Below are 20,656 nucleotides of genomic sequence, written 5' to 3' on the forward strand. Positions count from 1 at the left end.
CGACCTCCCGCCGGGGGTCCCGGGCCCCCCACCACCCCCAGCGGCCGGGGTGGGGCGGGTTCCTCCGCCCCCCCCCCCCCCCCCACCCGCGGGCGCGGGCCCGGGGTGCGCCGCGCCCGCGCCCGGGCCATCATCGGCGCAGGTACCGGGAGCGGTGCCCGGGAGCCGGCGGACGGAGAAGGCGGATGCCCACCCTGCGCATCGAGCACGAGCTGAGCGACTACGACACCTGGAAACGGGCGTTCGACAGCGACCCGCTGGACCGCGAGCGGTCCGGAGTCCTCGCCTACCGCATCCAGCGCGGCACCGGCAAGACGCCGTTCGTCGCCGTCGACCTGGAGTTCGACACCGTCGCGGCCGCGGAGGACTTCCTCACCCGGCTGCGGGCGGTCTGGCGCAGCCGGCCCGAACTCACCGTGGACCCGCAGGGCTGGGTGGTCGAGACGGTCGAGAACCACCGCTACTGACCCGGGCCCCCGGTCCGGGCCCGGACCCCGGGCCGCCCGACAACCTACGGAGTGTGCATGACGGCCGCGGACGACCCCATCGACCTGCTCGCCCGGGCGCTCGCCCAGACCGCCGGACTGATCGACGGGGTCGGCGAGGAACAGATCGGCCACACCACCCCCTGCCGCTCCTGGGACGTCGGCGACCTGATCAGCCATCTGCTCTTCGACCTGCGGCAGTTCACCCTCCGCGCCCGGGGCGGCGCCCCCGACTGGTCGCAGCCCTTCGAACGCGTCCGGGAGGACTGGCTGCACCGCTTCGAGGCCGGCGCCGAGGAACTCGTCGCCGCGTGGCGCGAGGCCGGCGACCTGACCGGCGAGGAGCCCGGCCCCGGCGGCGCACCCCTGCCCCGGCGCTTCCCGCTGGACCAGCAGGTGGCCGAGTTCGCAGTCCACGGCTGGGACGTCGCCCGCGCCACCGGCCAGTCCACCGCCGGCCTCGACCACGAGGTCGCCGCCGCCTCGCTCGCCTGGGGCCGGGGCGCGTTGAGCCCCGGGTACCGGGGCAGCGAGGAGGAGCACCACAGCTTCGGCCCCGAGGTGGCCGTCGCCGAGGACGCGCCCGTGTACGACCGGCTGGCCGCCTTCTTCGGACGCGACCCCGGTCGGTGGTGAACCCGGCAGGTGGCGACCCCGGCCGGTGGTGACCCCGGTCGGTGGTGAACCCGGCCGGTCCGGGGCGGCCGGGTTCCGCACGCGGGCGCTCCGCTGCGCTCGGGGGTGCTCTGTGCGGGTGCGCTCGGCTGTGCGTAGGTGCGCTCGGCGCGCGCCGGGGGCTCAGCCGCGGGCCGGGGAGCTCAGGCCCGGGCGGGCGTGCTCAGCCCCGGCTCCAGTGGAAGCCGATCTCCGGGTAGCGCGGCGACGGGCCGTCGAACAGCCGGGTCGGCCGGCCCGCCAGGAAGCGGTCGAAGAACGCCCGGACGTACACCCGTAGGAGCTCGGCCGAGCGGGCCGCCGCGATCCGGCCGAACAGCTCGGCGTACAGCTCCGGCGGCAGGCTTTGACCGAGTCCGCCCGGCCCGGCCACGAACGGCAGGTCGGTGAAGGTGAGGTGGCCGCTGTCGGCGATCCGCAGCTGCCGGCCCCAGGCGCGCTGGTGCTCGCGCCACTGCTGCCAGGTCTCGTGGTCGGCGAGCGAGGTCAGCAGCAGGAACGGCCGGTCCAGGCCGAGGCTGCTCACCTGCGAGCCGAAGAACCCGCCGTCCAGGTTGATCCCGGCGGCGAACCGCCGGTCCGCCAGGATCGTCGCCGCTGCGGCCGAACCGCCCATCGAATGGCCGAACACCCCGATCCGCTCCGGGTCGGGGCACGGCAGCCCGGGCCGGAGGGCGTGGCGGCGGCCGGTCAGCTCGTCGGCGACGAACCGAAGGTCGGCCACCCGGGCGGAGACCTCCTTCAACTCCTGCGCCGCCCAGTCGTCCGGGACGTCGGGCAGCACGCTGCGCACCAGTCGGCCGTCCGGGAACAGCACGGCACCGGCGTCGTAGGTGTGGTCGACCGCCGCGACGAGCCAGCCGTGCGCGGCCAACTCCTCGGCCAGGAAGGTGGAGTCGCTGTGGTGGCCCTGGCGGCCGTGGCCGAGCAGCAGCAGCGGCAGCCGTCCGGGTACGGCGGGGGCGTCGATCCGGGCGTTGGTGCGGACGGCCGCCATGGTGCCCGGCTTCAGTTGCAGGAAGCCGCTCTCGACGGTGGCCGCCACCTGCGGGCTGGTGTACGGCGCGCGCGGGCGGCCGGCGGTGGTGAGCGCCGGGTACCAGAGCCGGACCATCAGTTCGCGCGGCCGCGGGGTCGGCGCGAACGGGTCCTGGCGGTCGCGGTCCACCAGGTGCAGGGAGGTGGTGCCCACCGGCCGGCGCACCGTCGGCGCGGGCAGGTCGATCGGGGGGACGCCGGACGCGCCCGGCCCGGCTGACGGTGCTCCGGCGCGCGCCGTGGGGGAGGCCCACGCGGGGGAGGCGGGCAGGGCCAGAGCGGACGTGGTGGCACCGGCGATGGCCAGCAGGGACCTGCGGTTGATCATCATGCACCTCGGACGTAGGCGTTGTGATGGCCAGTGACCCTAGTGGTCTGGACCAACTCTGCCTAGGGTCGGGCAGGACCGGCGGGAGGAGGGCGGGGACCGACCGTCAGCCGCCGTTCGTCGCCACCGCGGCCGCCGCCTTCTTGATCGCCTCGCGGATGCGCGGGTAGGTGCCGCAGCGGCAGACGTTCTGGATCCGGTCGATGTCGGCGTCGGTCGGCTCCGGGGTGCGGCGCAGCAGGGCGACCGCCGTCATGATCTGCCCCGGCTGGCAGAAGCCGCACTGGGCGACGTCGCACTCCAGCCACGCCTCCTGCACCGGGTGCAGCACCTCGCCGTCCGCCAGCCCCTCGATCGTGGTGACCCGGCGCCCGGCGCAGTCCCTCACCGCGGCCGTGCAGGGCTGGAACTCCTCGCCGTCCAGATGACTGGTGCAGGCGCGGCAGACGCCCACCCCGCAGCCGTACTTGGGGCCGGTGACGCCGAGCTTGTCGCGCAGCACCCAGAGCAGCGGCATGTCGTCGGGCGCCTCGACGGTGACCGGCTGCCCGTTGAGGACGAAGGTGTGGCTGGGCATGGTTCCGGCCCTTCAGAAGTCGATCGGGAACGAGCGGGGGCGGGTACCGGTGGCCCGTGCGTAGGCGTTGGCGACCGCCGCCGAAGCGGCCGGCACACCCAACTCGCCCGCGCCGCCCGGCGATCCGCTCGGCGGCAGCAGATGGACCTCCACCACGGGCGGGCTGTGCTGCTGCCGCGCCCAGCGGAAGTCCGCGAAGCTGCCCTCGCGTACGGCGCCGTGGTCGATGTGGTTGCCGGCCTGCAGGACGACCGAGATGCCGTCGATCAGCGCGCCGGTCAACTGGGCCTCCAGACCAGTCGGGTTGACCACCTGGCCGACGTCGGCGGCGATCACCGCGCGGGTCACCCGGGGCCGGCTGCGGTCGGTGGCGTCCAGTTCGACCAGGTACGCGGCGCAGGAGCCGTGCTCGTCGTGGAAGCCGAAGCCCTGGGCGTGCCCGGCGGGCATCGCCCGGCCCCAGCGGCCGGCCCGAACGGCCGTGTCCAGGACGGCCCGTGACCGGGCGCTGCGCAGCCGCACCCGCCGGAAGGCCACCGGGTCCTGCCCGAGGCGGCGGGCGATCTCGTCCATCATGATCTCGTCGGCGACCCGGACGGTGCCGGAGTAGACCGAGCGCCAGCTGCCGGTGTGCATCTCCAGCGGCAGTTCGGAGAGCAACTGGGTGACCACGCCCAGGTCGTACGGGTTCTTCTCACTGAGCAGGAAGAAGCCCTGGGCGAGGCTGAGTCCGGCCGCCCGGAGGTCGAAGCCGGCACCGGTGAGCGCCTCGCCCAGGCCGTGCCGCAGGTCGGTCGCCACCGTCGCCACCCGGTGCTCGTAGGTGAGCACCTGCCCGAGCGCGTGGGTGGCGCGGATCCGGTGGTGGCTGGCGGGACGCAGCCGGCCATGGCGCATGTCGTCGTTGCGGGTCCACATCAGCTTCACCGGCCGCCCGGCCGCGCGGGAGACCTGGGCCGCCTCCAGCGCCGCGTCGAAGAACAGCCGGCGTCCGAACGAGCCGCCGCCGCGCACCACATGGACCGTGACGGCGTCCTGCGGCAGGCCGAGTTCGGCGGCGATCGTCTGCTGGGCGACGATCGGCGCCTGGGCGGCGAACCACAGCTCGGCGCGGTCGGCGCGCACGTCGGCGACCGCCGTCAGCACCTCCATCGGTGCGTGGTTGACGAACGCGAAGTCGAACTCGCCGTCCACGTGCAGGGTCAGCAACGGCGGTACGAGGAACGGCAGATGGGTGGCGCGCAGCCGACTGCGGATGTCGGCGTCGGACAGGTGCGCCACCGGGCCCGGCCGCCAGGAGGCGTGCAGCGCGTCGCGGCCCTTCAGCGCCTGGTCGAAGGTCTCGGCGAGCACCGCCACCCCGCTCGGGATGCGCACGATGCCGAGCACGCCGGGCATCGCGCGGGCGGCGGAGTCGTCCAGCGACTGCAGGGTGCCGTTGATGGTGGTGGGGCGGGCGACCACGGTCGGCACCGCACCCGGGACGGCCAGGTCGCCGGCGTACTTCGCGCGGCCGGTGACGAGGTCGCGGGCGTCGATCCGGCCGGTCGGGCGGCCCACCACCTGCCGGCGCTCGGCGGGCTTCGGTGTGCTGGGCACCGCCGGGACGCCCACCGAGGCGGCGGCGACCGCGAGTCGGCCGAAGCCCAGGCGCCGACCGTCGGGGGCGAGCACGGCGGAGTCGGCGGTGCGCAGGCTGTCGGCCGGGACCCCCCACTGCCGGGCGGCGGCGGTCACCAGCCGGGCCCGGGCGGCCGCGGCGGCGGCCCGGACCGGGTCGTACAGGGCGCGCACCGAGTTGGAGGCGGCGGTGAGCTGGTTGAACAGCAACTCGGGTCGGCTGTCCGAGAGCGGCACGTCGACGTCGCCCAGGCGTGCGTCCAACTCGTCGGCCACCAGCATGGCCATGGCGGTGGTCAGGCCCTGGCCGACCTCGATGCGCGGCAGGTGCAGCACCGCACGGCCGGCCGGGGTCACCTCCAGCACCAGCAGATGGGCGGTCGGCAGCGTGGCCAGGGTCAGCGCCTCGCCCAGGTCCACGATGTCCGGGATGCCCGGCAGGCCGAGCAACTGCTCGGGGGCGTGGGGGGTTTCGGCTGCGGGGGCGGCTGCGGTTGCGGCCGTGGGGGCGGCGGCCGGCCGGACGCCGACGGTGAGGGTGGGGGCGGCGAGCAGATAGCACAGGAAGCGGCGTCGGCCGAGCGGCGGACGGTCCTCGGCCAGGTCGCCGGGGCGCTCGTCGGGGCGGTCGCCGAGGGGTTCCGCGGGGCGCGCGTCGGGGGCGGTGTCGCGCGGGGCGGTGGCGTCCGGCGAGGGGGCGTCCGGGGTGGGGGTGTTCGTGCGCAGGGCGGTGTCGCGCGGGGTGGCGGAGGTGCTGATGGGAGGGACCCTTCGAGCGGGCGGCGGCGCCGGAGGGCCCGGCCGCTGGGCGAGCCGGCCGGGTGGCCGGATCGCGTGCGCCGACGAGCATAGGAGGACGCTACTGACGGGTCAACACGGCCGCGACAGGCCGCTCGATCACCCGATCGGCCGCCGCCGGCGCAGCTGCGGGCGGGGCCGTGCGGGCAACGGATCAGGCTGAATGGGTGGGCCGGTGAGGGCGAACGGGTGTGCTCCTGGGTGTGCCGGCCGGGATGGCGACGGCGCTTCTGGGCGTGCCCCGGCCGATGCCGTGCCGGCGCTGCTAGGTGTGCCGGCCGGGGCGACCCGTGCGGCGGAGCTGGCCGCCGACGGTGCCCGCCAGCGAGCCGAGTGCCCAGGCGAGGACGAGCACCGGGCTCAGGTACGAGGGCCAGGCCAGCCAGGCGGCGGCGCCGGTCGACAGCACCGAGGTCACGGCACCCGCTGCCGCTCCCCGGGGCAGGGTGCTCCTGGCGGCGACGGTCCTGGTCACCGCGCTCGCGAGCCCGTACGCCGCAGCGGCGAGCGCGGCCGTGAGGGCGAGGAAGAGGAGGAACACGGCTGGATCCTACGTCCGGGCCGGGCGGCCGTCGTCGGCGGCCCCCGCCGGTGCGGCCGCCGTCCGCCGGGGCTGCCCAGCGGCGGGGGCCGCCCGGCGGTGGGGGCTGCCCGTCCGCCGGCGTCGTGCAGTGGCGGGTGTGGTGCGGTGGCGGGCGTCGTGCGGTGCCGGGCGTGGTGTGGTGCCGGGAGTGCTGAGGCAGCGGGGTCGTCCGTGCGGGCCGCTCGGTGCGCCCTCGCGGTGCTCAGCCGCGGAGGTGGAGGCCGAGTCCGCTGGTGCCCGGCGTCTCGGCGCCCGGCACCAGGCGCATCTCGCGGTCGTACTCGCCGCCGACCAGCGGGCGGAACGGCACCGGAGCGTCGGTGAACAGGCCGTCGAGCCGCCGCGCGTACGCCTCCCGGGCGGCGTCGAACGCCTCCGGCGACAGGCCGACCGTGCCGTACACCGCGAACGGGTCGAGCGGCTGCATGCCGGTGAACCAGAGCAGTCCGTGCTGCACCGGGAAGAGCACGTCGGCCAGCGGGCCGTGCGCGCCGCGGTCCGAGAACGCGGACTCCCGGGCGCCGACGGTCACCGACACCAGTGCCCGACGCCCGCCGAGCGCCCCCTCGCTGTACGGCGGCGGAACGGCCGGCCCGTGTGCGAAGCCGTTGGTGAACACCCGGTCGAACCAGCCCTTGAGGATCGCCGGCACCGAGAACCACCACAGCGGGAACTGCAGCACCACGGCGTCCGCCCAGGCCACCTTCTCCTGCTCCGCCAGCACGTCGGCGGTCAACCGGCCGGCGAGGGTGGCCCGTTCGTGCGCGGCGAGGACGTCCAGCCGCTCGTCCGCCGGGTGGTCGGGGATGTCGTCGGCGTCGATCCCGGCCTTCCACTTCATCGCGTACAGGTCGGAGGTCCGCACCTCGTGCCCGGCCGCCCGCAGGTGCTCGACCGCGAAGTCGGTCAGGGCGGCGTTGAGCGAACGCGACTCGGGGTGGGCGCTGACGACGAGGACCCGCTTCGGCTCGGAGGCGGTCCGCTGCTGCTGGGACGTGGTGTGCGTGGTCATGCCGCCACCCTCTCCCGTCCGCAGGAGGGCAGCCAGCACCCTGTTCCACCGCAGGACCGCCCGACCCCCGGACCGCCGATCCTGGTACTGGCAGGGCCACGCATACTGGGGTGCATGAACGGGGTGGAGCAGGGCGGGCGGACAGCCGGCGGCGCCGGGCACGGTCGGGGTGCGGGCCGGAGCGGCGCGGAGGCGGCCGCCGACGGGGCCCGCGAGCGGACCGCGGAGGCGACTGGCGAGGGGATCGGCGACGCCCGGCGGGCGCTCGGCGGCTTCCTGCGTGCCCGCCGCGGCCGGCTCGCGCCGGAGGACGTCGGCCTGAACGGCGGCAGCCGGCGCCGGGTGCGCGGACTGCGCCGTGAGGAACTCGCCCAACTCGCGGGCATCAGCGTCGACTACTACGTCCGGCTCGAACAGGGCCGGGCCACCCAGCCGTCCCCCGAGGTGCTCGACGCGCTGGCCGGAGCGCTGCGCCTGGACCCGGCCGAACGCCGCCACCTCGACACCCTGGCCGGCGGACGGCGCGGACCGGCCCCCCGGGCGAGCGTCAGCGGAGTCCTGCAACGACTGATGGACGCCCTCGACGGCTTCCCGGTGTTCGCCACCGACCACCGCCTCGACGTGGTCGCCTGGAACGGCCTCGGCGCCGAACTCGTCGGCGGGCTGGGCGATCCGGGCCGCCGCGACCGCAACAACGCCCGCTTCCTCTTCCTCGACCCCGCCTCGCGCACCGTCCACCCCGACTGGGAGGACCGCGCCTGCGAGGCCGTGGGCCAACTGCAGGTCGCCGCCGGACGCTGGCCGGACGACCCGCAGCTGACCGGGCTCATCGCCGAACTCTCCCGGGAGAGCACCGACTTCGCCCGGATCTGGGCCACCGGCGAGATCCGGATGTGCGCGGCCGGGCGCAAGCGCCTGCGCCACCCGCAGGCCGGGCTGCTCACCCTGGACTTCGAGATCCTCCACGTGCCGGCCGCACCGGGCGAGACCGGGCTGGTGGTGCACGTGTTCAGCGCGGAGGCGGGCACTCCCGAGGCCGCCGTGCTCGCGGACCTCGCGGCGGTGGTCGGGTAGCGCCCGCGTACAGCGCGGGTGCCGCCCGGGTGGCTTCCGGGCGTGGCTGTTCGCCCGCCCGCTGTCGTCGGCTCAATGGCCCAGGATGATGCATGATCATTGGACCACGGCCATGATCCACTTCGCTCCTAGGCTGGACTTCGAGAGCGCGGCCGACCGGCCCGCGGGAAGCCCCAGGAGCGCCCAGGTGATACCCGCCCCACCGTCCGCCGGAGCCCGACGGACCCTCGTCACCGCCCAGTTGATCGGCTCGATCGGCGACGGCGCCTACTACACCTGCTCGGCGCTCTACTTCACCGGCGTCGTCGGGATGTCCCCGACCCGGCTCGGCCTCGCCCTCGCGATCGCCTGGGGGATCGGCTCGCTGGTCGGCGCACCGCTCGGCCACCTCGCCGACCGCCGCGGCCCGCGCGCCGTCGCCGTCCTGTTCGCCCTCCTCACGGGCGCGGTGGTCGCCTCGTTCCTGGTGATCCGCTCCTTCCCGGCGTTCCTGGCCGCCGTCTGCGCGTACGCGGTGGCGCAGACAGGCTTCGCCGCCGCCCGCCAGACGCTGGTGGCCGGCCTCGTCGCCCCCGCCGACCGCACCGAACTGCTGGCCCGGCTGCAGTCCACCCTCAACGCCGGCCTGGCCGTCGGTGCGGCGCTCGGCGGGATCGCCCTCACCGTCGGGACGCAGGCGGGCTTCCTCGCCGTCTTCGCCGTCGACGCACTCGGCTTCGTTGCCTGCGCACGGCTCCTGCACCGGCTGCCCGAGGTCGCCGCCGCCCCGGCCGCTCCCGCCGACGGCGCGGAACGGCGGCTGGCGGTGCTGTCCGACCGGCCGTACGCGGTCGTGATGCTGCTCAACACCGTGCTGCTGCTGCGGATGCCGCTGCTGAGCCTGGTGATCCCGCTCTGGATCGCGGCCCGGGCCCCCGAACTGGCCTGGCTCGGTTCGGTGCTCTTCGCCCTCAACACCCTGGGGGTGATGGCCTTCCAGGTCCGGACCGCGCGCGCCGTCACCGGGCCGGCCTCCGCCGTACGGGCGGTGCGCCGGTCCGGATTCCTCCTGCTCGCCTCCTGCCTGGTGTTCGCCGTCGCCGCGGCCGGGGTGCCGCTGTGGGCGATGGGCGTCCTGCTGGTCGTCGCGGCGACGTTGCAGGTGGCCGGCGAGATGAAGCAGTCGGCGGGTTCCTGGCAGCTGGCCTTCGACCTGGCCCCGGCGCACCGGATCGGCCAGTACCAGGGCTTCTTCGGCACCGGCGTGGCGGTCTCCCGCACGGTCGGACCGCTCCTGCTCACCACGCTGCTGCTGGACGGCGGCGTGCCCGGCTGGCTGCTGCTGGGCGCCCTGTTCCTGGCAGCCGGCTGCGCGATGGGTCCGGCGGTGCGCCACGCCGAGCGCACCCGGCCCCTCCCGGCGGTCGGCGACGGCGGGGCAGGGGAGGTCGAGGGATCGGCCGCCGTCGGACGAGCGGCCGCCCCCAGAGTTCGGTGAGCCCGGGACGTGCCGTGCGTGCTGCGGAGAAGCGGGTCCCGCCGCGCCAGTACTACGGAGTCCTGCCTCCCCCGGGGCGGAGGACGTGGACTGCGGAGGCGTAGTCCGGATGTGCCGAAAGTGCCGGGGACAGGGTCAGCCGCAAGCCTTCACCGGGGTTGTCGTGGAGGGCGGTTGGCGAGCGCGGCTGTCGGCTACTCGCAGCATCTGATGATCAGTCATTCAAGCGACGCCCGGCTTGACTTGACCAAGGATCGAGCGCGATGGTCGTGCACACGTCGACGAGGGGTGGCACGCGCTCATTCTGCACACCCGCGTCTGCGCCGAACTGTGCTCCAGGCTGGGCGGGTTCGTCCACCACTACCCGGAGCGGCCCGACCCGATGCGGCACGACGCGGACGCGCTGGCCCGGACCGTCGACCTGATCGAACGGACCGGCTGCACGCCCCACCGCGCGCTGTGGACCGGGCCCACCCGCGCGTTGGTGGGCGTGGCTGCCCAGTGCTCCCACACGCCCGTGCCCGGCGGGTGCGGGCCGATCAACCCCGGCGGGTGCGCGTCCCACTGCAACGGCGGAGGCGTGGGCGCCTACTAGCCTGGGCGCACCTCACTCCGAAAGGGCGGGAAACGTGGACGAGACCGAAGCCCGGCAGTTGGCCGGCACGCTCCGTCGGCTGGGCATCCGGGGGACCGTCTCCCCCGAAGTGCCGGACAACCCGGCCGGGCGCTGGCGGGTGTACGACAGTGCTGACCCCGCCACCCGGCGGGACATCACCGACGAGGTACTGACCCTCGTCGAGGGCGCGGCCCGCACGACCGGCGGGCCGACGCGAGGGTTCGTCGTCCGCAGCAGTCACTACAGCACCTGAGAGCCGGCCCGGCCAATGCCCGTCCCCCACGCGGCCGGGCCCCGACTCCCGACCCCCTCCACCGCCGGCCGGCTGCCGCGGAGGCCGATCGTCCCCGGCGGTGGAGGGTGGAGCACAGCCCTGGTAGACGATCGGCGCTGTCTGCGGGGGCTCTGTGCATGCCCGGCATCGTTGAGGGCCCCGGACGCGCGCCGGAACGGCGTTCGTCGTCCGGCGGGTCCTTCGTCCCTGTTCAGAGCTCGGTCAGCGGCGTGTCCGGGTCGGCGAGTTTCTTCAGGTCCACGACCCGCTCGGACCGGATCATCTCCTTGATCGGGTCGGTGACGTCCCAGACGTTGACGTTCATCCCGGCCAGCACCCGGCCCCCGGAGAGCCAGAAGGCGATGAACTCCCGCCCCGGCACGTCCCCCCGGAACACCACCCGGTCGTACCCGCCCGGTTCGACGTAGCCCGTGTACTCCATGCCCAGGTCGTACTGGTCGGTGAAGAAGTACGGCACCCGGTCGTAGCCGGCGTCGCCGCCGAGCATCGAACGGGCGGCGGCGGGGCCTTGGTTGAGTGCGTTCGCCCAGTGCTCGACCCGGATCGGCCGGCCCAGCAGCGGGTGGAAGGCGTTGGCGACGTCGCCGGCCGCGTATACGTCCGGGTCGGAGGTGCGCAGGTGCTGGTCGGTGCGGATGCCGTTGTCCACCTCCAGCCCCGCGGACTCGGCGAGCGCGGTGTTCGGGGTGATGCCGATGCCGACCACCACCAGGTCGGCGGGCACCGTGGAGCCGTCGCCGAGCACGACCCCGGTGACCCGCCCGTCCGCGCCCGCCAACTCCGTGACCTGGACGCCGAACCGCAGCGTGACGCCGTGCGCGCGGTGCAGGTCGGCGAACACCTGGGCGACCTCGCGGCCGAGCACCCGCAGGAGCGGCAGTTCGGCGGCCTCCAGGACGGTCACCTCGCAGCCGTGCGAACGCGCGGCGGCCGCCGTCTCCAGCCCGATCCAGCCGGCCCCGATCACCGCCACCCGGCCCCCGCCGCGCATCCCGGCGAGCAGTGCGTCGCTGTCCTCGAGCGTGCGCAGGTGGTGCACCCCGGCCAGGTCGGCACCCGGGACGGGCAGCCGGCGCGGCGACGACCCGGTGGCCAGCAGCAGCTTGGCGTAGCCGATCGCGCCGTCCCGCTCCAGCGTCACCGTGTGCGCGACCGGGTCGACCGCGGTCGCGGCCACCCCGAGGCGCAGCGTCACGTCGTGCTCGGCGTACCAGCCCATCGGGTGGACGTACGCCTTGTCCCGCGCGTCCTTGCCGAGCAGGTACCCCTTGGAGAGCGGCGGCCGCTCGTACGGGCGCTCGGCCTCGTCGCCGATCAGCACCAGCGGGCCGGTCCACCCCTCGGCCCGCAGCGTCTCGGCCGCCTTCGCACCGGCCAGGGACGCCCCGACGATCACGTACGGGAGCTCGCGCCCCGGGCCGCCGGTGGGGGTGCTCGTGCTCATGGTCGACTCCTCGCTGTGGGACCGGTCACCGCGTCCAGCCTGGTCCGGGGCGGAGGGCCTGTCGAGGGCGCGCGGGGCGCGGCGCCGTAGGCTCGCCCGAACGGGTGAGCGCCGGGTGTCGGACGGTTCAGCCGGTCATCGCGGCGCGGACCAGCGCGGTGTCGACGAACTGCTCGAACCGGACGATCCGTCCGCCGCGCACGGTGAAGTGGTGCGCGACCCGGACGGCGAGCGGCCGGCCGGTGGCGCGGTTGGTCGCGGTGTAGCGGGCCAGCACGACCACGTTCTCGCCGTCCACCACGTAGGTGTCGTCGTGCGCGGTCCAGGCGTCCCAGTCGGCCGCCAGCCGCTCCATCACCCCGGACGTCACCCCCTTGGGCGTCCGGTAGGTGCCGGCCAGCGGGAAGCCGGCCATCTCCGTCCACTCCACGTCGTCCGCGAGGGTGGACCGCAGCGCCGCCAGGTCGCCGCGCGCCGAGGCCAGGTACTGGCGGCGGACCACGTCGGCGGGCGCGGAGGACTCGGCGAACGTCGCCGTCGACTTCGGGATCTCGATCATCGCCGCTCAGCCCCAGCTCAGCTCGCCCTTGGCGACCTTCGTCCCGAGGTCGACGGCCATCGGCATCCCCAGCTCCGGGAAGCGCCGCTCCAGCGCCTCCCGGGCGGCCGCCGCGTCCGGCGCCCGGCCGACCTCCGTCTCGAACGCCCGCAGGTAGTCGCGGGTGTGGTCGATCGCGGTGGTGTCGGTGGGCGCGTCCGCCGTCCGGTGCCCCGCCACCACGAACTCCGGCTCCAGCGCCGCCATCCCGTCCAGCAGGTCGATCCAGGCGGCCCGCTGCTGCGGTGTCGGCGTGTCGGCCGTCCACACGTGCAGGCCCTCGAACAGCAGCACCCCGCCGATCACCGTGTGGTGGTGGTGCTGCCAGAGGTAGTGGCGGTCGGGCAGGTGGAAGTCCGCGCCGCGCAGTTCGAAGCGGTGTCCCTCGAAGACGACCTCGTCGCCGTGCAGCGCCTCGGGCACCACCAGCCGGGTCGGCAGCTCCTCGCCCAGGTGCGCCCACGCCTGCAGCTTGCCCTCGTACGACTCGCGGATGTGCTCCACGGTGGCGGCCGGGGCGAGGAAACGGGCCTCGGGGAAGGCGTCCTGGAGCTCCTGGGCGCCGAAGTAGAAGTCCGGGTCGCCGTGGCTGATGAACACCGTGGTCAGCCGCTTGCCGCAGGCCCGCACCGCCTCGACCAGCCGGCGGCCGTCGGAGCGGGTGAAGCCGGCGTCGACCAGCATCGCGTCGTTGGGGCCGGTGACCAGGACGGCGGTCTTGTTGAGCGAGCCGTCCGGGCTGTCGATCACCTGGAAGTCGAGGGAGCTCATCGGGGGTCGGTCCTTCCTGCGGGCTTCCGGGGAGCGGGATGGTGCCCGCAGCTCGTCGTACGGGCATTCACCAGTTCGACTGATCCAGCAGTGCCTGACCGGTCAGGCACACCCGCTGTCGCGCACCTCTCCGCCCAGCGTGGAACGCCGGGTCGGGCGGGGCATCCCGCGCTGCGCCGCGCGGGGGAGGGGGCGCGGGCCGCGTACCGCCGGACGTTCTCCGCGTGCACCCGGTCCGCACGGACACGGGTCTGCCCACCGGGTTCGGTGGCCGCGACGAGCCGGCCCGACGGCCCTCCGGGTGCCGGGTGCGCCGTGCAGGCCCGGCGGCGGCCCCGACCGTGTCCGGGGCCGGTCAGGCCGGCTGCCCGTCGCACGTCCAGAGGGTGAGGTCGCTGCTGGTGGCGACGGCCAGGGTGCGTCCGGACGGCGAGAAGCCGGCGGCCCGGAAGGTGGACCAGGTGCTGTGGAAGACGTGCCACCACGACTCGCCGGCCTCGCCCTGGTACGGCCCGCCGCCGGTGGCGAGCAGGACCTGCTGGTTCGGCCACTCCGTGGTCTCCACGCAGACGTGCCAGCCGCCCTCGGCCGAGGTGTGCAGGCCTCCGCCGTACAGGCCGGCGACCGGAATCCGGAGGCCGGCCGCCGGACCGATGCCGGGGCAGGCGAGGTCCGGGCCGTCCGGGTCCTCCTCCGGGTCGTACTCGCGGGCGAGCCGTTCGCCGGTCACCGCGTCGAACAGGCCGTGGCCGCTGGAGGAGACGGTGAGGACGAGGTCGCGGCCGTTCGCGGGGTCGGCGGCGAAGCCGATGCCGGTCAGCCCGCCGACGGCGATCAGGCCGCGGCCGACCGGGCGCCACGGAGCCGGCGGTGCGGTCACGGGGGCGGCCAGGAACCGGTCCCGGATCCGCTGCTGGTACTCGGAGATCGCCACGGGACGATCATGCCATGCGCCGGGAGGGCCGATCGATCACTCGTTCGGGTGGTTGTGGGGCTCGGGCGGATGGGCCGGGAACACCGGGAGGGAAGTGCGGCGTTCACCCGGTCATGATCAGAGACGACGCTGTCCCCGCCGCTTCCGCCACGCCCGAGGACGCCGCACCGGCCGCCGGGGTGCTGCGCTACTCCGCCTTCACCACCGACCCGGCCGGCGGCAACCCGGCCGGCGTGGTCCTCGACGCCACCGGCTGGTCCGCCGAGCGGATGCTCGCGGTCGCGGCCGAGCTCGGGTACTCGGAGACGGCCTTCCTCATACCCGAGCGGGCGTCAGGAGCCGGTCGGGGGACCGGGGCCGACGCGGCGGCGGCGCCCGGGAGCGCCGGCGCGGGCGGCGACGTGCGGTTCACCGTGCGGTACTTCAGCCCGCTGGCCGAGGTCCCGTTCTGCGGCCACGCCACGGTCGCCTCGGCCGTCGCGCTCGCCGACCAGGTCGGCCCCGGCCGGTTCCGGTACGCCACCCGGGCGGGCGAGGTCCCCGTCGAGGTCGACAAGGACGCGGACGGCGTGCTGCGCGCCACCCTGACCAGCGTCGAACCGCACACCGAGGAGGTGTCCGCGGCGGACGTCAGCGAGGCGCTCGGGCTGCTCGGCTGGTCCCCCGCGGACCTCGACCCCGCGCTGCCCCCGCGGATCGCCTACGCAGGTGCCCGGCACCTCGTGCTCGCCGTCGCCACCCGGGCCCGGCTCGCCGAGCTGGCGTACGACTTCGACGGCCTCGCCGCCTTCATGACCGCCCGCGAGCTGACCACCCTCCAACTGGCCTGGCGGGAGGGCGAGCACACCTACCACGTCCGCGACCCCTTCCCGGTCGGCGGGGTGGTCGAGGACCCGGCGACGGGCGCGGCAGCCGCGGCCCTCGGCGCGTACCTGCGGGAGTCCGGCGCCGTCACGGCACCGGCCGTACTGACGCTCCACCAGGGCGAGGACATGGGGCGCCCCGGAGTGCTGACGGTCGAACTCCGCGCCGACGACCCCCGGGTGCGGGTGTCGGGAGCGGCGGTGGCCATCGGGAACTGAAAATCGGTGGCCGAGGAGCCGCCGACCGCGCGACCCTGCTCGGATGGAACGTATGCAAGGGCGGACGGTCACGGTTCACCTCACCCATCGCGGTGACTACCTGGGCACGGTAGGGCCCTTCGAGGTGGACGAGGGCTGGTGGTCCTCGGTCGGCCCGGTCGTGCAGCACACGACCGCAGAGGTCGGCGTCCCGGTGGCGGTGAGCAGGCTGGCGGCCGCCGAGGGCGGGGACGGCGGCTCCGGCGGCCACGTCACCTACCACGCCGAGGCACTGCGGCAGCCGGCCGACCGGACACCCCGCCGGCCGGACGCCGCGGTGGCCGCCCTGCTCGGCCCGGCCGAGCGGCGGTCCGGCTGGGCGACGCCCGAGGGGCTGCGCGCCGCGCTCGACTGGGCCGAGGCCGCGCTGGCCGCCGTCGGCAGGCCCGCCGTCGGGGACGTCCGGCAGGTCCGCACCTGGAACCTCTCCGGGCTGTTCCGGTACGCCACCGGGCAGGGCGACGCCTGGTTGAAGGCCACCAACCCGGCCTTCAACGCCGCCGAGGCCGACGCCATCGCCCTGCTCGCCGGCGCCGACGTCGCCCTCGCCCCGACCGTCCTCGCCGCCGACAGCGAGCGCGGCCTGCTGCTCCTCGACCACATCCCCGGGGACGACTGCTGGGGGCCGTCCGCCGAGACCGTCGCCGACGTGGTGCCCCGCCTGGTCGCCGCACAGGCGGCGCTCGCCGCCGACGGACGGGCCGCCGGGGCCCGACTGCGCCGGCGCACCCTGTCGGACCTGGTGGCCCAGGTCGGCGCCCTGCTCGACGGGGAGGCGGGGACCGAGCTGACCCCCGCCGAACTGGCCGACGCCCGCGCCCTCGCCGACCGGCTGCCCGCACTGGTCGCGGAACTGGACGCCTGCGGCCTGCCGGACACCCTGGTGCACGGCGACCTGCACCCCGGCAACTGGCGCTCCGACGGCCGCAGCGCAGTGGTCGTCGACTACGCCGACTCCTACTACGGCCACCCGGTCTTCGACGGGCTGCGCCCGCGCGACTACGTCTCGGACGCGTGCTGGGAACAGTTCGCCGGGCTCTGGGTCGCCGCCTGGGCGGAGCACGTTCCGGGGTCCGATCCGGCGCGCGCCCTGGCACTGGCGCAGCCGCTGTACCACCTGGCCTTCGCGGTGCGGTACCAGGAGTTCCTGGACCACATCGAGATCAGTGAGCGCCCCTATCACGAGGGCGACCCGGCGCGGGAGATTCGGGCCGCGCTCGCCTGCGCCCCGGCGGCGGACGCCTCGCCGGCGGTCGACGCGGTGGCGACCGACGCCGCCCCGGTGGCCCCCTGACGGTATGGCGGGTGCCGGTGTGGGTGTGAGTGCGCGGGTGCCGGTGCCCGTTGGCCGGGCCCGGAGGGGCGGGTGCCCGTCCGGGCCCGGCAGCCGCTCAGTGCCCGGGGGCGTACGGCGGGTGCAGGGAGAGCGCCTCGACCGGGCAGAAGTCGACGGCGTCGGCGAGCTCGGGCGTCAGGGCCTCGGCCGGGGGAGCCGGGGGTCCGGCGTCGGTCGCGCGGGTCGCGTCGGTCGCGTCGGCCGTGTCGCCCGCCGCCCGGTCGGCGCCGTGCAGCGGGCGGGCGATGCCGTCCGGCCCCAGCGACACCGAGTCGGGCGCGGTGAGGACGCACATTCCCGAGCCGATGCACCGCTCCCGGTCGACCCGGAGCACCACCGGGCCACCGGGGCGGACCTCCGCGGCACTGCCGCCGGTCCCGTGCCCGGCCGTCACCAGGTCACCGTGAGGGTGTGCGGGCTGCGGGTGAGCAGGCCGCGGCGCCAGTCGATCGCGGCCGGCGGGTCGGCGAGCTGCAGCGAGGGCAGTCGGCGGGCCAGCCGGTGCAGGGCGATCTCGGTCTCCATCCGGGCCAGCCAGGCGCCGAGGCAGTGGTGCGGGCCGGCCCCGAAGGTGAGGCTGGAGGCGCTCAGCGGTTCGAACAGCCCGGCGGACAGGCCGTCGGGGAAGACCTCCGGGTCGTGGTTGGCCGCGCCGGTGTCGGCGGCCACCACGCTGCCGGCCGGGATCAGCACACCGCCGATCTCCACGTCCTCGACCGCCCGCCGCAGCAGCCCCGGGAAGACCTCCCGGTCGCCGAGGGGGACGGCGCGCAGCAGCTGTTCGGTGGCGGCGGTGGCGCTCTTCTCGTCCGCGGCGAGCTGCTGCCAGGCGTCCCGGCCGTCGCCCAGCAGGTAGACGACGGCGTTGCCGAGGGTGGTCATGGTGGTCTCGTGGCCGGCCACGACCAGGCCGATGACCAGCGAGACCAGCTGCTGCTCGGTGATGTCGCCGCTCTCGGCGGCGGCCTGGAGCAGGCTGCTGACCAGGTCGTCGCCGGGTTCGGCGCGGCGTTCGGCGATCAGCCGGGCGCCGAAGGCGCCGAACTCCTGCATCGCGGTGCGGATCTCCTCGGCCGTGAACGCGGTGGCGGAGAGCGCGTGGTCGCTCCAGTGCCCGAGGCGCTGCCCGTCGAGGTTGTCCAGGTTCATCAGCCGGCTGATCACGGCGACCGGCAGCGGCCGGGTGTACGTGGCGATGATGTCGGCGGGGGAGCCGTGGTCGATCAGCTCGTCGAGCAGGCCCTCGACGACCGAGGCGACCCAGGGCCGCCAGAGTTCGATCGCGCGCGGGGTGAACGCGCGCTGCACGGTCCGGCGCAGCCGCTGGTGGTCGACGCCGTCGATGTTGAGCATGCTCGCCGGGTCGTCGAGCAGGTTGGGGGTGACCGAAACGGGCGGGGCGCCGGGGGCGTAGAGGGTGGCGCGGCCGAGCCGCGGGTCGGTGAGCACCTGCCGCACGTCGGCGTGCCGGGTGACCAGCCAGACGGGCGTGCCGGTCGGCAGCGCGGTGGTCCGCGGCGGCGCGGGCGGCAGCTGGCGCAGGCAGTGCAGCGGGATCAGGGGTTCGGCGGTGGCGCCGGCTGCGGGTTCGGCGGCGGCCGGGGTGTGGTCGACGGACATCCGTACTCCAGACTCCTGATGATGGGCTGTGGGGCGGCCCGGCGGGGGGCGGGGGGCCGGGGGGCGGGGAGGGCACCCGGGGCGGGGTACGAGGGCTGCGGGAGCGGGGCGAGGGGCGGTGCGAGAGCGGGAACGAGCGGCTGTACGAGCGCGGAACGAGGGACTTCAGACGAGCGGAACGAGGGGCGGTGCGGGAGCGCTAGGGGGAACGGTGCGAGCGCGGTACGGGGCAGGGCATGGCCCGGTACTGACGGTATGCGTGCGACTACCGTGCCGTCAGCGACAGTTCCAGCCATCGACGGTGTCCCTGCGGCGCACCCGGCGGCACCCGGTGCCGCCGCCGCACCGACCGGCCCGCCGTGACGGACCGTCCGGTGGGCCGGATCCCAGGGCGGTTCCGCGGCCGGTCGCGGGGCTGGGCGTTACGCTTCGTGGGCAAGTGGTACAGGAGCAGGACCGGACAAGCCGGCGCAGTGCGGCGCCGGCGACGGAGGTGGAATTCGGATGGCCCAGCAGGTCAAGGCAGTCATCGCGCGTGCCAAGGGCGCGCCCGTGGAGGTGGCGACAATCGTCGTGCCCGACCCGGGGCCGGGCGAGGCGGTGGTGCGGATCCAGGCCTGCGGGGTGTGTCACACCGACCTGCACTACCGCGAGGGCGGCATCAACGACGAGTTCCCGTTCCTGCTCGGCCACGAGGCCGCGGGCGTGGTGGAGTCGGTCGGCGCGGGCGTCACCGAGGTGGCCCCCGGCGACTTCGTGGTCCTCAACTGGCGTGCGGTGTGCGGGCAGTGCCGGTCCTGTCGGCGCGGCCGCCCGCAGTACTGCTTCGACACCCACAACGCGAAGCAGAAGATGACGCTGCTGGACGGCACCGAGCTGTCCCCGGCGCTGGGCATCGGCGCCTTCGCCGAGAAGACGCTGGTCGCCGCCGGCCAGTGCACCAAGGTCGACCCGGCCGCCGAGCCCGCCGTGGCGGGCCTGCTGGGCTGCGGGGTGATGGCGGGCATCGGCGCGGCGATCAACACCGGCAACGTCGGCCGCGGCGACTCGGTCGCCGTGATCGGCTGCGGCGGCGTCGGCGGCGCGGCCGTACTGGGCTCGCGGCTGGCGGGAGCGGGGCGAATCATCGCGGTGGACATCGACGACCGCAAGCTGGAGACCGCCAAGCAGCTGGGGGCCACCCACACCGTCAACTCCCGCACCACCGACGCGGTGGAGGCGATCCGCGAGCTGACCGGCGGCCACGGCGCGGACGTGGTGGTCGAGGCGGTCGGCCGTCCGGAGACCTACCGGCAGGCGTTCTACGCCCGGGACCTCGCGGGCACGGTCGTCCTGGTGGGCGTACCGACCCCGGAGATGACCCTGGAGCTGCCGCTGCTGGACGTGTTCGGACGCGGCGGCGCGCTGAAGTCCTCCTGGTACGGGGACTGCCTGCCGTCCCGGGACTTCCCGCTGCTGATCGACCTGTACCTGCAGGGCCGGCTGGACCTCGGGGCGTTCGTCAGCGAGCGGATCGAACTCGACGGCGTGGAGCAGGCGTTCGAGCGCATGCACCACGGCGACGTGCTCCGTTCGGTGGTGATCCTGTGAGCGGCGCCCGCATCGACCGCCTGGTCACCGCCGGCACCTTCGAACTCGACGGCGGCAGCTGGGAGGTGGAGAACAACGTCTGGATCGTCGGCGACGACAGCGAGGCCGTGGTGATCGACGCGGCGCACGACGCCGACGCGATCGAGGCCGCCCTCGGCGGGCGCCGACTGCTCGCGGTCGTCTCCACCCACGCCCACAACGACCACATCGACGCCGCTCCCGCCCTCGCGGCGCGCACCGGCGCGCCGATCCTGCTGCACCCGGACGACCTCCCGCTCTGGAAGCTCACCCACCCGGACCGGCTCCCGGACGGCGAACTCGCCGACGGGCAGCGGATCGAGGTGGCCGGCATCGAGCTGACCGTGCTGCACACCCCCGGCCACGCCCCCGGCGCGGTCTGCCTGTACGCGCCCGCGCTGGGCACCGTGTTCACCGGAGACACCCTGTTCCACGGCGGCCCCGGTGCGACCGGGCGGTCGTTCTCGCACTTCCCGACGATCATCGACTCGATCCGCGACCGGCTGCTCGCACTCCCGCCCGAGACGGTCGTGCGCACCGGCCACGGCGACCCGACCACCATCGGCGCCGAGGCCCCGGCCCTGCCGGAGTGGATCGCGCGCGGGCACTGATCGACCCGGCCGTGGGCGTCGCCACCTCTCACGGC

General features: G+C 75.3%; 20 protein-coding genes. 9 read left to right on the plus strand and 11 right to left on the minus strand.

The annotated features are described in order from the left end of the window. The first annotated feature begins 185 nt into the window (after positions 1–185). Together ACWGB8_RS31790 and ACWGB8_RS31795 are read left to right on the plus strand one after the other, a co-directional pair. A complete protein-coding gene (locus ACWGB8_RS31790) occupies positions 186–467 on the plus strand; it encodes a hypothetical protein (protein ID WP_452217084.1) in 282 nt (93 codons plus the stop codon). Between the two features lie 57 nt (positions 468–524). Beyond that, positions 525–1,121 carry a TIGR03086 family metal-binding protein gene (locus ACWGB8_RS31795; RefSeq protein WP_452217085.1) on the plus strand — a complete coding sequence of 199 codons (597 nt, stop codon included), beginning with the start codon at positions 525–527 and terminating at the stop codon, positions 1,119–1,121. A 202-nt stretch (positions 1,122–1,323) separates the two neighbouring features. On the opposite strand, the gene ACWGB8_RS31800 is transcribed toward ACWGB8_RS31795, so the two are convergent. The 5 genes from ACWGB8_RS31800 to ACWGB8_RS31820 all read right to left on the minus strand — a co-directional run bounded on the left by ACWGB8_RS31800 (position 1,324) and on the right by ACWGB8_RS31820 (position 7,116). Further along, entirely contained in the window at positions 1,324–2,526 is a 1,203-nt protein-coding gene (locus tag ACWGB8_RS31800; protein ID WP_452217086.1) for an alpha/beta hydrolase, read from the minus strand. 106 nt (positions 2,527–2,632) lie between these two features. Further along, on the minus strand, positions 2,633–3,103 hold the full coding sequence (locus ACWGB8_RS31805) for a (2Fe-2S)-binding protein (RefSeq protein ID WP_452217087.1): 471 nt from the start codon (positions 3,101–3,103) through the stop codon (positions 2,633–2,635). A gap of 12 nt (positions 3,104–3,115) precedes the next feature. Beyond that, the gene (locus ACWGB8_RS31810) at positions 3,116–5,173 is read right to left on the minus strand and encodes a molybdopterin cofactor-binding domain-containing protein (RefSeq protein WP_452217088.1); all 2,058 of its coding nucleotides are present in this window, start codon (positions 5,171–5,173) and stop codon (positions 3,116–3,118) included. A 613-nt stretch (positions 5,174–5,786) separates the two neighbouring features. Beyond that, positions 5,787–6,062, minus strand: a complete 276-nt coding sequence (locus ACWGB8_RS31815; RefSeq protein WP_452217089.1) for a hypothetical protein — start codon at positions 6,060–6,062, stop codon at positions 5,787–5,789. 244 nt (positions 6,063–6,306) lie between these two features. Further along, on the minus strand, positions 6,307–7,116 hold the full coding sequence (locus ACWGB8_RS31820) for an NAD(P)H-dependent oxidoreductase (RefSeq protein ID WP_452217090.1): 810 nt from the start codon (positions 7,114–7,116) through the stop codon (positions 6,307–6,309). A gap of 114 nt (positions 7,117–7,230) precedes the next feature. Between ACWGB8_RS31820 and ACWGB8_RS31825 the strand changes: the two genes are divergently transcribed. The 3 genes from ACWGB8_RS31825 to ACWGB8_RS31835 all read left to right on the plus strand — a co-directional run bounded on the left by ACWGB8_RS31825 (position 7,231) and on the right by ACWGB8_RS31835 (position 10,536). Beyond that, on the plus strand, positions 7,231–8,190 hold the full coding sequence (locus ACWGB8_RS31825; RefSeq protein ID WP_452217091.1) for a helix-turn-helix transcriptional regulator: 960 nt from the start codon (positions 7,231–7,233) through the stop codon (positions 8,188–8,190). 85 nt (positions 8,191–8,275) lie between these two features. Next, positions 8,276–9,667: an MFS transporter gene (locus ACWGB8_RS31830; protein WP_452217092.1), complete on the plus strand. Its 1,392-nt coding sequence runs from the start codon at positions 8,276–8,278 to the stop codon at positions 9,665–9,667. A 629-nt stretch (positions 9,668–10,296) separates the two neighbouring features. Next, positions 10,297–10,536 carry a hypothetical protein gene (locus tag ACWGB8_RS31835; RefSeq protein WP_452217093.1) on the plus strand — a complete coding sequence of 80 codons (240 nt, stop codon included), beginning with the start codon at positions 10,297–10,299 and terminating at the stop codon, positions 10,534–10,536. A 232-nt stretch (positions 10,537–10,768) separates the two neighbouring features. Here ACWGB8_RS31835 and ACWGB8_RS31840 read toward each other — a convergent pair whose 3' ends face one another. From ACWGB8_RS31840 to ACWGB8_RS31855, 4 genes are all read right to left on the minus strand, one after another. Next, positions 10,769–12,022 (minus strand): NAD(P)/FAD-dependent oxidoreductase, encoded by a 1,254-nt coding sequence (locus ACWGB8_RS31840; RefSeq protein WP_452217094.1) that lies wholly within the window; start codon positions 12,020–12,022, stop codon positions 10,769–10,771. Positions 12,023–12,149: 127 nt separating this feature from the next. Beyond that, the gene (locus tag ACWGB8_RS31845) at positions 12,150–12,581 is read right to left on the minus strand and encodes a nuclear transport factor 2 family protein (RefSeq protein WP_452217095.1); all 432 of its coding nucleotides are present in this window, start codon (positions 12,579–12,581) and stop codon (positions 12,150–12,152) included. A 6-nt stretch (positions 12,582–12,587) separates the two neighbouring features. Further along, positions 12,588–13,391, minus strand: coding sequence for an MBL fold metallo-hydrolase (locus ACWGB8_RS31850; protein ID WP_452217096.1), 804 nt, complete (start codon positions 13,389–13,391; stop codon positions 12,588–12,590). 355 nt (positions 13,392–13,746) lie between these two features. Beyond that, complete coding sequence (locus ACWGB8_RS31855; RefSeq protein WP_452217097.1) at positions 13,747–14,325, minus strand: hypothetical protein; 579 nt, start codon at positions 14,323–14,325, stop codon at positions 13,747–13,749. Between the two features lie 113 nt (positions 14,326–14,438). On the opposite strand from ACWGB8_RS31855, the gene ACWGB8_RS31860 reads away from it, so the two are divergent. Continuing rightward, complete coding sequence (locus tag ACWGB8_RS31860; RefSeq protein WP_452217098.1) at positions 14,439–15,407, plus strand: PhzF family phenazine biosynthesis protein; 969 nt, start codon at positions 14,439–14,441, stop codon at positions 15,405–15,407. 43 nt (positions 15,408–15,450) lie between these two features. Then, complete coding sequence (locus tag ACWGB8_RS31865) at positions 15,451–16,740, plus strand: phosphotransferase (protein WP_452217099.1); 1,290 nt, start codon at positions 15,451–15,453, stop codon at positions 16,738–16,740. Between the two features lie 97 nt (positions 16,741–16,837). Here ACWGB8_RS31865 and ACWGB8_RS31870 read toward each other — a convergent pair whose 3' ends face one another. Both ACWGB8_RS31870 and ACWGB8_RS31875 read right to left on the minus strand, forming a co-directional pair. Next, positions 16,838–17,176 (minus strand): ferredoxin, encoded by a 339-nt coding sequence (locus tag ACWGB8_RS31870; RefSeq protein WP_452217100.1) that lies wholly within the window; start codon positions 17,174–17,176, stop codon positions 16,838–16,840. After that, on the minus strand, positions 17,173–18,402 hold the full coding sequence (locus ACWGB8_RS31875; RefSeq protein WP_452217101.1) for a cytochrome P450: 1,230 nt from the start codon (positions 18,400–18,402) through the stop codon (positions 17,173–17,175). The genes ACWGB8_RS31870 and ACWGB8_RS31875 overlap by 4 nt, the downstream gene beginning before the upstream one ends. Positions 18,403–18,906: 504 nt before the next feature. Between ACWGB8_RS31875 and ACWGB8_RS31880 the strand changes: the two genes are divergently transcribed. Continuing rightward, the gene (locus ACWGB8_RS31880) at positions 18,907–19,992 is read left to right on the plus strand and encodes an S-(hydroxymethyl)mycothiol dehydrogenase (RefSeq protein WP_452217102.1); all 1,086 of its coding nucleotides are present in this window, start codon (positions 18,907–18,909) and stop codon (positions 19,990–19,992) included. Next, positions 19,989–20,621 carry an MBL fold metallo-hydrolase gene (locus tag ACWGB8_RS31885; RefSeq protein ID WP_452217103.1) on the plus strand — a complete coding sequence of 211 codons (633 nt, stop codon included), beginning with the start codon at positions 19,989–19,991 and terminating at the stop codon, positions 20,619–20,621. Before ACWGB8_RS31880 ends, ACWGB8_RS31885 begins: the two co-directional genes overlap by 4 nt. The last annotated feature ends 35 nt before the right edge of the window (positions 20,622–20,656 follow it).

Source organism: Kitasatospora sp. NPDC054939, assembly GCF_053610105.1.

What these genes read in the sequence shown, in the direction of transcription:
- ACWGB8_RS31840 (WP_452217094.1), bottom strand. Translation starts at nt 12,022, where the DNA reads ATGAGCACGAGCACCCCCACCGGCGGCCCGGGGCGCGAGCTCCCGTAC.
- ACWGB8_RS31790 (WP_452217084.1), top strand. Translation starts at nt 186, where the DNA reads ATGCCCACCCTGCGCATCGAGCACGAGCTGAGCGACTACGACACCTGG.
- ACWGB8_RS31820 (WP_452217090.1), bottom strand. Translation starts at nt 7,116, where the DNA reads ATGACCACGCACACCACGTCCCAGCAGCAGCGGACCGCCTCCGAGCCG.
- ACWGB8_RS31800 (WP_452217086.1), bottom strand. Translation starts at nt 2,526, where the DNA reads ATGATCAACCGCAGGTCCCTGCTGGCCATCGCCGGTGCCACCACGTCC.
- ACWGB8_RS31825 (WP_452217091.1), top strand. Translation starts at nt 7,231, where the DNA reads ATGAACGGGGTGGAGCAGGGCGGGCGGACAGCCGGCGGCGCCGGGCAC.
- ACWGB8_RS31875 (WP_452217101.1), bottom strand. Translation starts at nt 18,402, where the DNA reads ATGTCCGTCGACCACACCCCGGCCGCCGCCGAACCCGCAGCCGGCGCC.
- ACWGB8_RS31845 (WP_452217095.1), bottom strand. Translation starts at nt 12,581, where the DNA reads ATGATCGAGATCCCGAAGTCGACGGCGACGTTCGCCGAGTCCTCCGCG.
- ACWGB8_RS31860 (WP_452217098.1), top strand. Translation starts at nt 14,439, where the DNA reads ATGATCAGAGACGACGCTGTCCCCGCCGCTTCCGCCACGCCCGAGGAC.
- ACWGB8_RS31795 (WP_452217085.1), top strand. Translation starts at nt 525, where the DNA reads ATGACGGCCGCGGACGACCCCATCGACCTGCTCGCCCGGGCGCTCGCC.
- ACWGB8_RS31805 (WP_452217087.1), bottom strand. Translation starts at nt 3,103, where the DNA reads ATGCCCAGCCACACCTTCGTCCTCAACGGGCAGCCGGTCACCGTCGAG.
- ACWGB8_RS31830 (WP_452217092.1), top strand. Translation starts at nt 8,276, where the DNA reads ATGATGCATGATCATTGGACCACGGCCATGATCCACTTCGCTCCTAGG.
- ACWGB8_RS31865 (WP_452217099.1), top strand. Translation starts at nt 15,451, where the DNA reads ATGGAACGTATGCAAGGGCGGACGGTCACGGTTCACCTCACCCATCGC.
- ACWGB8_RS31850 (WP_452217096.1), bottom strand. Translation starts at nt 13,391, where the DNA reads ATGAGCTCCCTCGACTTCCAGGTGATCGACAGCCCGGACGGCTCGCTC.
- ACWGB8_RS31880 (WP_452217102.1), top strand. Translation starts at nt 18,907, where the DNA reads ATGGCCCAGCAGGTCAAGGCAGTCATCGCGCGTGCCAAGGGCGCGCCC.